The organism is uncultured Amnibacterium sp. (genome assembly GCF_964244015.1).
Classification (GTDB): domain Bacteria; phylum Actinomycetota; class Actinomycetes; order Actinomycetales; family Microbacteriaceae; genus Amnibacterium.
Window position 1 is genome coordinate 1 of record NZ_CAXTHO010000109.1, and the last position, 10,190, is coordinate 10,190.

General features: G+C 72.6%; 9 protein-coding genes and 1 pseudogene. 6 read left to right on the plus strand and 4 right to left on the minus strand.

Annotated features, from left to right (window positions below; genetic code table 11):
* A partial coding sequence (locus tag ACFE67_RS11830; protein ID WP_375407080.1) for an AIR synthase-related protein occupies nt 1-1,638 on the plus strand: 1,638 nt, incomplete at its 5' end.
* Between the two features lie 61 nt (nt 1,639-1,699).
* On the opposite strand, the gene ACFE67_RS11835 is transcribed toward ACFE67_RS11830, so the two are convergent.
* A complete protein-coding gene (locus ACFE67_RS11835) occupies nt 1,700-2,002 on the minus strand; it encodes a chorismate mutase (RefSeq protein WP_375407081.1) in 303 nt (100 codons plus the stop codon).
* A gap of 239 nt (nt 2,003-2,241) precedes the next feature.
* Between ACFE67_RS11835 and ACFE67_RS11840 the strand changes: the two genes are divergently transcribed.
* Nucleotides 2,242-4,005: a cation:proton antiporter gene (locus tag ACFE67_RS11840; protein WP_375407082.1), complete on the plus strand. Its 1,764-nt coding sequence runs from the start codon at nt 2,242-2,244 to the stop codon at nt 4,003-4,005.
* Between the two features lie 44 nt (nt 4,006-4,049).
* Here ACFE67_RS11840 and ACFE67_RS11845 read toward each other — a convergent pair whose 3' ends face one another.
* Nucleotides 4,050-5,336, minus strand: coding sequence for an adenylosuccinate synthase (locus tag ACFE67_RS11845; RefSeq protein WP_375407083.1), 1,287 nt, complete (start codon nt 5,334-5,336; stop codon nt 4,050-4,052).
* A 100-nt stretch (nt 5,337-5,436) separates the two neighbouring features.
* On the opposite strand from ACFE67_RS11845, the gene ACFE67_RS11850 reads away from it, so the two are divergent.
* Genes ACFE67_RS11850 through ACFE67_RS11860 form a run of 3 tightly spaced genes read left to right on the plus strand, consistent with a single transcriptional unit; the run spans nt 5,437 to nt 8,725 of the window.
* A complete protein-coding gene (locus ACFE67_RS11850) occupies nt 5,437-6,081 on the plus strand; it encodes a TetR/AcrR family transcriptional regulator (RefSeq protein WP_375407084.1) in 645 nt (214 codons plus the stop codon).
* Nucleotides 6,081-6,707 (plus strand): hypothetical protein, encoded by a 627-nt coding sequence (locus ACFE67_RS11855; protein WP_375407085.1) that lies wholly within the window; start codon nt 6,081-6,083, stop codon nt 6,705-6,707. The genes ACFE67_RS11850 and ACFE67_RS11855 overlap by 1 nt, the downstream gene beginning before the upstream one ends.
* Nucleotides 6,704-8,725, plus strand: coding sequence for a YhgE/Pip family protein (locus ACFE67_RS11860; RefSeq protein WP_375407086.1), 2,022 nt, complete (start codon nt 6,704-6,706; stop codon nt 8,723-8,725). Before ACFE67_RS11855 ends, ACFE67_RS11860 begins: the two co-directional genes overlap by 4 nt.
* 44 nt (nt 8,726-8,769) lie before the next feature.
* On the opposite strand, the gene ACFE67_RS11865 is transcribed toward ACFE67_RS11860, so the two are convergent.
* Nucleotides 8,770-9,246: a DUF2017 family protein gene (locus ACFE67_RS11865; RefSeq protein ID WP_375407087.1), complete on the minus strand. Its 477-nt coding sequence runs from the start codon at nt 9,244-9,246 to the stop codon at nt 8,770-8,772.
* Entirely contained in the window at nt 9,243-9,527 is a 285-nt protein-coding gene (clpS, locus tag ACFE67_RS11870; RefSeq protein ID WP_375407088.1) for an ATP-dependent Clp protease adapter ClpS, read from the minus strand. The genes ACFE67_RS11865 and clpS overlap by 4 nt, the downstream gene beginning before the upstream one ends.
* Nucleotides 9,528-9,622: 95 nt before the next feature.
* Between clpS and ACFE67_RS11875 the strand changes: the two are divergent.
* Nucleotides 9,623-10,190: pseudogene (locus ACFE67_RS11875) on the plus strand (hypothetical protein); the annotation flags it as partial.

Genomic DNA, 10,190 nt, shown 5'->3' on the forward strand with positions numbered 1-10,190 from the left:
CTGTTCGGCGCCCGCACGGGCGGCGACGGGATCGGCGGGGCGTCGATCCTCGCCTCCGACACGTTCTCCGCCGGAGGACCGACGAAGCGGCCGGCCGTGCAGGTCGGCGACCCGTTCGCGGAGAAGGTGCTCATCGAGTGCTGCCTCGAGCTGTTCCACGCGAACCTCGTGGAAGCGATCCAGGACCTCGGTGCCGCGGGCATCAGCTGCGCGACCAGCGAGCTCGCCGCGAACGGCGACGGCGGCATGACGATCGACCTCGACGCCGTGCTGCTGCGCGACCCCTCGCTCACGGCGGAAGAGATCCTGATGTCCGAGAGCCAGGAGCGGATGATGGCGATCGTCACCCCCGAACAGCTCGAGGGCTTCCTCGCGGTCACCGCCCGGTGGGACGTCGAGACGAGCGTGCTCGGCGAGGTCACCGACACCGGCCGTCTCGAGATCACCTGGCACGGCGAGACGATCGTCGACGTCGACCCCTCCACCGTCGCCGTCGACGGCCCGGTGGTCGACCGGCCGGTGGCGCGACCTGCGGGGCAGGACGCGCTGCAGGCCGACACGGCTGCGCTGCTGACGCGCTCCGACGACGGCGCCGCGCTGCGCGACCAGCTGCTCGCGGTACTCGCCTCCCCCTCCCTCGCCTCCCCCGCCTGGATCACGGACCAGTACGACCGCTACGTGCTCGGGAACACCGCGCTCTCGTTCCCGGACGACGGCGGCATGATCCGCGTCGACGAGGAGACCGGGCTCGGGATCGCGATCGCCACCGACGCGAACGGGCGGTACAGCCTGCTGGACCCCCGCGCGGGCGCGCAGCTGGCGCTGTCGGAGGCGTACCGCAACGTCGCCGTCACCGGCGCGACGCCGCTGGCCGTCACCGACTGCCTGAACTTCGGTGCCCCGACCGAACCCGAGGTCATGTGGCAGCTCTCCGAGACGGTGGACGGCCTCGCCGACGCCTGCCTCGCGCTCGAGGTCCCCGTCACCGGCGGCAACGTGTCGCTCTACAACCAGACCGGGACCACCGCGATCCACCCGACGCCGGTCGTCGGGGTGCTCGGCGTGATCGACGACGTGGCGAAGCGCATCCCCTCCGGCTGGCAGGACGACGGGCAGAACCTGTACCTGCTCGGCACGACCGCGCTGGAGCTCGACGGGTCCGCGTGGGCCGGTGTCGTGCACGACCACCTCGGCGGTCGCCCACCGGCCGTTCGACTGGAGGCGGAGCGCGACCTCGCCGCCCTGCTGAGCGCGGGCAACGACGAGGGCCTCATCGCGGCCGCGCACGACCTCGGCGAGGGCGGCCTCGGGCAGACGCTCGCGGAGGGGGTGCTGCGCTTCGGGCTCGGTGCACGGGTGTGGCTCGGCGACGTGCTCGAGCGCGACGGCGTCGACGCCGCGACCGCGCTGTTCAGCGAGTCCACGGCGCGCGTGCTCGTCGCGGTGCCGCGGGAGGACGACGTGAAGTTCGTGGGCCTCTGCGCCGGCCGTCGCGTGCCGGCCCTGCGGATCGGGGTGACGGATGCCGAGAGCGGCACGCTCGAGGTGCAGGACCGGTTCACGATCCCGATCGACGAGCTGCGTGCTGCCCACGAGGGCACGCTCCCGGCCCGCCTCGGAGCCCGGGTCGGCGGCTGATCCTGCTGGTCGTGTTCACGGATCAGGGGATCCGGATCCCCTGATCCGTGAACACCACCCCTCAGGCGCCGGCGACGTCCTCGGCGATGCGCTCGTGGTGGTGGATGACCTCCGCGACGATGAAGGCGAGGAACGCCTCGGCGAAGCCCGGGTCGAGGTGGGACTCCTCCGCGAGGCCGCGAAGACGGGCGATCTGATCCCGCTCCCTGGCCGGATCCGCCGCAGGCAGCCCGGCGGTCGCCTTCAGGAGGCCGACCCGCTGCGTGCACTTGAAGCGCTCGGCGAGCAGGTGCACCAGCGCGGCGTCGATGTTGTCGATGCTGTCGCGCAACGACTGCAGCTCGGTGGCCTCGTCTCCGGTCATGCGCCGACCCTACGGCTCGCGCTGCCCGAGCCACCGGCGGAATACCGGTGCCCAGCTGACGCCTCGTGTGGTCCGTGAGGGTCGTGTTCACGGATCAGGGGATCCGGGCCGCTGCGCGTCGCCGGATCCCCTGATCCGTGAACACTGCTCCCGCGCTGGCGGGTGGGGTCGTCGCTGAGGGGCGCGACGGCGCTCATGGTCGAATCCGACCGCCGGAGGCGCTCCGGTACCCTGAGCGCGTGGATGCCGTCCTGCACGACCTCCCCCTCTACGAGCTCGGCGGCGTGATCGCGATCGCCGTGATCGTCGGTGTGGCGGCGTTCGCGCGGCGTGCCGGGATCGCCGCCCCGATCTTCCTGGTCCTGGTCGGCGTCGGGCTGTCGTACCTGCCTGGGCTGCCCAAGATCGAGGTCCCTTCCGAGTTCGTCCTCGACGTGCTCCTGCCGCCGATCCTCTACGCCGCGGCGATCAGGCTGCCGTTCGTCGACTTCCGTCGGAACATCGGCACGATCCTCAGCCTGTCGGTCGTCCTCGTCGTGGTCACGGCCTTCGGAACGGGATTCGTCCTCTTCCACGTGCTCCCTGAACTGATCCTGCCCGCCGGTATCGCCCTCGGCGCAGTGCTCAGCCCGCCCGATGCGGTCGCGGCGACCGCCGTCGGCCGACGACTCGGCCTGCCGCCCCGGATCCTCTCGGTGCTCGAGGGCGAAGGGCTCGTCAACGACGCGACCGCGCTGGTCCTGCTCACCACCGCCGTCGGCCTGGCGACCGGCGACCAGGCGAGCGACGCCCTCGCCATCTCCGGTGACTTCGTGTTCGCCGTGGTCGTCGCGGTGGTGATCGGCTTGATCGTCGGCATCGTGACGGTCGCCATCCGGTCGCGACTCGAGGATCCGGTGCTCGCGACCGCGATCTCGCTCGCCGTGCCGTTCCTGGCGTTCGCGCCGGCGATGACGATCCACGCGTCCGGCGTGCTCGCCGTGGTCGTCGCCGGCCTCTATACGGGGTATGCGAACCCCGGATCGTTCTCCGTCGTCACGCGCTCGAGCGACCGGATCAACTGGAACACGATCCAGTTCCTGCTGGAGAACGCCGTCTTCCTCCTGGTGGGCCTGCAGATCCGCGCGCTCGTGGAGGACGTGAACGCCGACCCGTCGCTGTCGCTCGAGGCGACGATCGGCCTCGGACTGCTCGCGACCGCCGTCCTCATCGGCCTCCGGTTCCTCTGGGTGGGCCCGCTCGTGCTCCTGCTGCGGCTCCGCGAGCAGCGCGCCGAGGCGCGCGCGCTGCACTCCCTGCTGTTCCTGCAGCAGCAGCTCACGCAGCCGACGCACAGTCGCCTGCGTCGGCGCATCACGCTCCTCCGGAGGCGGTACGCGCGGCGCCGAGCGGACCTCGAGCAGCTGCGCGGCCAATCGATCGACTGGCGCAGCGGCGTGATCCTCGGCTGGAGCGGGATGCGGGGTGTCGTCACCCTCGCCGCCGCGCAGTCGATCCCCACGGACCCGAACATCGCCTACCGCCCGCAGCTGGTCCTGATCGCCTTCATCGTCGCGGTCGTGAGCCTGCTGCTGCAGGGCGTGACGCTCCCGGCGCTGATCCGCGCGCTGCGGATCAGGGGTGTCGACGAGGCCGCGGACCAGCGGCAGCTCGCCGAGCTGCTCGACGACCTCAGCTATCACGGCCTTGCGGTCCTCGACGATCCGGGCTCGGCGGTCGACGGCGCCTCCGATGTCGATCCGGAGGTGATCGAGCGGGTCCGGCAGGCGTCCTACCTCCGCGCCGAGGCAGCGTGGGAGCGTGGCCACAGCGGCGATCTGCCGCTGGAGGCGACGCCGCACCGGCTGTTCCGGCGCCTCCGGCTCGCCGTCGTCGACGCCGAGCGGGAGCACCTGCTCGAGCTGCGCCGCCAGGGCATCTACCCGGCCCGCATCGAGGACCGCGCCCAGGCCCTGCTGGACCTCGAGGAGACCCGCCTCCGCCCGGCCGCCACGGACCACTGACTCCGTTTTGTCGGCAGGACCTGCCTACAAAACGGAGGGTGTCGTCAGCGCAGGAGGTCGTGGCGGACGATGACGCCGTCGCGGGAGGGTCCGACGCCGATGACGGAGATGGAGGCGCGGCTCAGCTCCTCCAGCGCCAGCACGTAGTCCTGCGCGGCCTTCGGCAGGTCGTCGAAGGTGCGGGCGCCGGTGATGTCCTCGTTCCAGCCCGGGAACTCCGTGTAGATCGGGGTCGCGTGGTGGAAGTCGGACTGGCTGACCGGCACCTCGTCGACGCGACGACCGTCGATGTCGTATGCGACGCAGACCGGGATCGTCTCGAGGCCGGTCAGCACGTCGAGCTTCGTCAGCACGAAGTCGGTGACCCCGTTGATCCGTTGCGCGTACCGCGCGATGGGGGCGTCGTACCAGCCGGTGCGACGCGGTCGGCCGGTGGTAGTGCCGAACTCGAAGCCCTTCGAGCGCAACCACTCCCCCGATGCGCCCTGCAGCTCGGTCGGGAACGGGCCCGCACCGACGCGCGTCGTGTAGGCCTTCACGACCGCGATCACCCGCTCCATGCGGTTCGGCGCGACCCCCGAACCGGTCGCCGCGCCCCCGCTCGTCGCGTTGGAGGAGGTGACGAACGGGTACGTGCCGTGGTCGACGTCGAGCATGGTCGCCTGGCCGCCCTCGAACAGCACGGTGCTGCCGGCGTCGAGCGCGGTGTTCAGCTCGAGCGCGGTGTCCGCGACCATCGGCCGCAGGCGCTCGACGTACTGGAGCAGGTCCGTGACGACCTCCTCCACGCCGATCGCACGACGGTTGTAGACCTTCAGCAGCAGGTGGTTCTTCTGCTCGAGCGCCCCCTCCACCTTCTGCCGCAGGATCCCCTCGTCGAACAGGTCCTGGACGCGGATGCCGACGCGGTTGATCTTGTCCGCGTAGGTCGGGCCGATGCCGCGCCCGGTGGTGCCGATCTGCCGCTTCCCGAGGAAGCGCTCGGAGACCCGGTCGAGCGTGCGGTGGTACTGCGTGATCACATGCGCGTTCGCGGAGACCCGGAGCCGTGACACGTCGACGCCGCGGGCGGTCAGCGCCTCCAGCTCGGAGAACAGCACCTCGAGGTCGATCACGGTGCCGTTCGCGATCACGGGAACGACGCCGGGGCTCAGGATGCCGGAGGGCAGCAGGTGCAGGGCGAACTTCTTGTCGCCGATCACGACCGTGTGCCCCGCGTTGTTGCCGCCGTTGAACTTCACGACGTAGTCGACGCGGCCGGAGAGCAGATCGGTCGCCTTGCCCTTGCCTTCGTCGCCCCACTGGGCGCCGATCAGGACGATCGCAGGCATGGAGGATTCCTTTCCTCTTGGGATCCAAACCTATCGGACGACCGCCCACCCCCCGATTAGGTTGCACATCAGTGTGCAAGATAAAGCGTAGGCTGCTGCCATGACCACGTCGACCGGCGCCCGAGCACCGCGCAGCGACGCCCTGAAGAACCGCGCCGCACTGCTCGACGCCGCTCGGGCGGAGCTGAACCGCGACCCGGACGCCTCCCTGGACGCGATCGCCGCCGCCGCCGGGCTCAGCCGCCGATCGGTCTACGGCCACTTCCCCTCCCGCGAGGCGCTGCTCGCCGAGATCGCCTCCCTCGGGGCGTCCCGCGTGGCCGCTGCGGTCGACGCCATCCACGACGCCGACCCCGTCGTGGACCTCGCCCTCGTGGGTCGCCTGGTCTGGGACGACATCGAGGACGTGCGGGCCATGACCCGCGCCGTCGTGCGAGGCCCGATGCGCGAGCAGGTGCTCCGAGGCGAGCTGGGACCGCTGCACGCCCGCATCGTCGCGGACGTCGGGCTCGCCGCGCAGACCGGCGCCGGCCGGACCGACCTGCCAGCAGAGACGGTCGCCCACCTGATCGAGGGCGCCGCGTTCGCGGTGCTGGACGAGAGCCTCCGACGGCCGATGTCCCGGCAGGAGGGTCGCCGGCTCGTCGTGCTCGCCGGCCTCGGCGTGCTCGGGCTGTCCTGGCGCGATGCGCAGGCCGTGCTCGAGACGCACATCGATCGACTCGCTCCGGAGGAGGACCGCTGATGCTCGAGATCCTGGATGTCGCCCTCGGCGACGAGCGCACCCCGGTGCTGCCGCCGTTCTCGGCCGTGCTGCCCGACGACGCCCCCGCATTCGCGTCGGCGGAGGGGGAGCGCGGCCCGATGCTCGCGTCTCTCATCGCCGCTGGTCGCCTGCTCCCCGATCGCGGCACGGTGCTGCTCGACGGCGTCGCGGACCTCGCGGCCGTCCGCCGCGCGGTCGCGCTGGTCGACACCCCGGTCGTGTCGGAGGCCCCCGCATCCCTCCCCGTCGCCGCTGTCGTGCGCGAGGAGCTGCGGTTCGCCGGGCTGCCGTCGGGCCGTCGCTCGATTGCGGAGGCGCTCGATCCGTTCGGGCTGCTGGCCTGGCTGCGGCGGCCGATCGGCGACCTGCTGCCCGACGACCGCCTCCGGCTGCTGCTCGGCCTCGCCGCGATGCGGCCCGGCGTCCGCGCACTCGTGCTGACCGCGCCGGAGCGGCACGGCGGGCGCGCCGAGGGCTGGACCGTCCTCGCCCACGAGTATGCCGAGCGCGGCATGCCCGTGCTCGTCCTCGGTGGCGCGGCCGCCGTCGAAGCCCTGCCGGCTTCCGCCGGCGCCACCATCACGACTGCTGGAGCGTCCCGATGACCGTCCTCACCCTGCTGCGCAGCGAGCTGAAGCGGCTCACCTCGACCAAGCTCGGCGTGCTCGCGTTCGTCGCGCTGATGACCGTGCCGCTGCTCTACGGCGGGCTCTACCTCTGGGGCAATCTCGACCCCTACGGCAACCTGAAGCACGTCCCCGCGGCCGTCGTCGTCGCCGACAGCGGCACGACCACGGACGGTCAGCGGGTGAACCGCGGGCAGGACGCAGCGGATCAGCTCGTGAGGTCCGGCGACTTCGACTGGCAGCGGCTCTCCCCCGCCGCGGCGAAGCGGCAGCTGCAGACCGGCGGGGTCGACTTCGTCGTCACCTTCCCCACCTCCTTCTCGACGGACCTCGCCTCCGTCGGCACGACCGACCCGCAGCGCGCCGCCGTGCAGCTGACGACGAGCGACGCGAACGGATACCTCTCGTCGACGGTCGCCGGGCAGGTCGCCACGAAGATCCGCGACGCCGTGGCGCAGGAGGTGGGCACGGCGGCTGCGAAGTCGTTCCTGGTGGGGCTCGCCGACGTGCGCAGCGACCTCTCCGACGCCGCCGACGGCGCCGCGACGCTCGAATCGGGTACGGCGGAGGCGAAGACGGGCGCCGATTCGCTCGCCTCGGGGACGGCGCGCCTCGCATCGGGCGCCTCGACCCTCGAGTCGGGTGCGCGGTCCGCGGCGAGCGGCGCCGCGAGCCTGGCGTCCGGCGCGCGGACGACCGCGTCGGGAGCCGACTCGCTCGCGGACGGGCTCGGGACGCTCTCGACCAGGACAGGCGCGCTGCCCGCCGCGGCCGGGCGCCTGTCGAATGGCGCGAGCACGGTCGCGGACGGCAACGCCGCCCTCGCGAAGGCGCTCTCCTCAGCGGCCTCGTCGAGCTCGACCGCGGCGGCACTGCAGCGCACGCTCGCCGCCGACGGGCTCTCAGCCGCGCAGATCCAGCAGGCGCTGGCGGTGCTGGCGCCGAGCGGGCGGGCGCTGCAGCAGGCGGCGGCCTCCGCGCAGCAGCTGGCGGCCGGGAGCGCATCGGTCGCCTCCGGAGCCTCGTCGCTGTCCTCCGCGACGGAGCAGGTCTCCTCCTCCGTGTCGACCGCTGCAGCCGGCGCCCGCCGCATGGCCGGCGGGACGCAGCAGGTCGCCACCGGCGCCTCCTCGCTCGCGTCCGGGACGCGAACCGTCGCGAGCGGCGCGACGACCCTGTCCTCGGGCGCCGCATCGGCGGCGAGCGGCAGCGCCTCCCTGGACACCGGCATCGCGAAGCTCGCCTCCGGAGCGACGTCGCTCCAGGACGGCCTCGCGAAGGGCGTCACCGCGATCCCGGCCACCACCGCGTCGCAGCGGGACGCCGAGGCCGCCGCGATCGGCGACCCGGCCCGGGTCGCGACCACGAAGGCGACCAGCGCGGGCACGTACGGCGCCGGGCTCGCGCCGTTCTTCCTCAGCCTGTCGGCCTGGATCGGGGCGTACGCGCTGTTCCTGATCCTGCGGCCGCTGTCCCGCCGCGCCCTGACCGCGGTGCGGCAGCCGATCCGCGTCGCGCTGGCCGGCTGGCTCACCCCGGCGCTGCTGGGTGCCGCGCAGATGATCGCGCTGTTCGTGATCGCCGTCGGGCCGCTCGGGATCGCGATCGTGCACCCGCTCGGCACCGTCGGGGTGCTGGTGCTGACCGCCGCCACGTTCGCCGCGATCCTCCTGCTGCTGAACGCGGCGCTGGGCAGCGTGGGGCAGTTCCTCGGGCTGATCCTGATGCTCGTGCAGCTGGTCACCGCCGGCGGCACCTTCCCCTGGCAGACGCTGCCGGGCCCGCTCGCCGCCCTGCACCACGCGCTGCCGATGGCCTACGCCGTCGACGCGCTGCGGCAGGTCATGTACGGCGGCGACCTGGCGCTGGCCTGGGGTGACGTCGGCGTGCTGGCGATCTGGCTCGTCGCGGCGCTCGCGCTGACGTCCGCGATCGCCGCGCGGATGACGCGCCACCGCACCCTCCGCGACCTCCAGCCGAGCCTCATCGGCGGCTGAGCACTCTCCGTTTTGTAGGCAGGTTCTTCCTACAAAACGGAGGATCAGGCGGCGTCGAGGGCTTCGACCAGGCTGCCCTGCAGCCAGGTGAGCCACGCGTAGACGAGGCCCTGCGGCGACGACGCCTTCTGCACGTTGTCGATCCCGACCCGCTCCGCGAGCGCGATCCGGAGGTCGCCGAGCGCGGTCAGCCACACCACCGCGGTCGTCGTGTCCAGCCGCACGACGCCTCCCGGGGCCGCCTGGAGGTCCGCGACCAGCCGCCCGGCCCCCTCCGCCTTCGATGCGGCGAGCCGTTCCCGTGTCGCCGCGGAGAACTCCGCGGACGCGTCCGGGTCGCCGGGCACGGCGTCCGGGAGCAGCCGGCGCAGCACCGCGTCGTCGTAGGAGCCGGGGTCGTCCGCCAGCGCCATCGTCTCCGCGAGACCGTTCGCGAGGTTGCCGATCATCTTCCGCTCGGCGCCGGTGAAGCGGCGCTCGATCGCGCCGCCCTTCCAGCGGAACTCCCCCAGGATCTTCATCCGCTCACCTTCTGCATCGTCGCCTGCAGGCCGTAGCCGTGCATCGCCTCCACGTGCCGCTCGATCTCCTCGCGGCTGCCGGAGGCGACGGCCGCCTTGCCCTCGGTGTGCACCTGCAGCATCAGGCGCTCCGCCTTCTGCTTCGAGAAGCCGAAGTAGCTCGTGAACACCCAGGTCACGTAGGTCATCAGGTTGACGGGGTCGTCCCACACCAGCAGCGTCCAGGGCGTGCCGAGCACGAGTCGTTCGTCGAGACGTACGTCCTCGAGCGCGTCGGTCACCCTCCAAGGGTGCCACCCGGATGCGGATCCGGGAGGCGGACCGGGTACTTCCGCGGGAGTACGGGGGTCGCGCCCCGGATGGCTACGGTCGGACGGTGACGCGCGCGCCTGGAGGTGGAGGGATCCGCCACCGCGCCCTCGCCGCACTCGCGGTCTCCGCGGTCCTGATCCTGCTCGTGGCGGGGGGACTCGCCCGGATCGGCGACGACGCGGCCGGCCTCGCCTACGGCGCACTCGGCATCGCATCGACGCTGTCGGTCGCGCTGCTCGGGCGGCGCGCACCCGGCCCGGGTGCAGCGGTCGCGGGGGCCCTGTCGATCACCGCTGCGGCGATCAACCCCGTGCCTCCGGTCGCGCTGTTCCCGTTCGCGATCGCGATCGTGTTCGCGGCCGCGTCCGGCGCCTTCGTCTGGGCCCTCGCGGCGATCGCCGTCGCCTACGCCGTGGCGATCACGGCCCTGTTCGTCACCGCCGATCCCGTGAATTCGGCAAATTCAGCCCGCGGCTTCGGGACGACGGCGATCCTCCTGGTCGCGCTCGGCGCGGGCGCGTTCCTCCGATCCCGCCGCAGCCGATACGAGCAGGACCTCCGCCTGCAGGCCGATCGCCAGCGCTCCGCGATCGAGGAGGAGCGGCTGCGGATCGCGCGCGAGCTGCACGACG

Bases quoted from the DNA above. Each gene is read 5' to 3' on its own strand.
- ACFE67_RS11860 (WP_375407086.1), top strand. From the start codon at position 6,704: ATGACCGTCCTCACCCTGCTGCGCAGCGAGCTGAAGCGGCTCACCTCG.
- ACFE67_RS11845 (WP_375407083.1), bottom strand. From the start codon at position 5,336: ATGCCTGCGATCGTCCTGATCGGCGCCCAGTGGGGCGACGAAGGCAAG.
- ACFE67_RS11855 (WP_375407085.1), top strand. From the start codon at position 6,081: ATGCTCGAGATCCTGGATGTCGCCCTCGGCGACGAGCGCACCCCGGTG.
- ACFE67_RS11850 (WP_375407084.1), top strand. From the start codon at position 5,437: ATGACCACGTCGACCGGCGCCCGAGCACCGCGCAGCGACGCCCTGAAG.
- ACFE67_RS11835 (WP_375407081.1), bottom strand. From the start codon at position 2,002: ATGACCGGAGACGAGGCCACCGAGCTGCAGTCGTTGCGCGACAGCATC.
- ACFE67_RS11865 (WP_375407087.1), bottom strand. From the start codon at position 9,246: ATGAAGATCCTGGGGGAGTTCCGCTGGAAGGGCGGCGCGATCGAGCGC.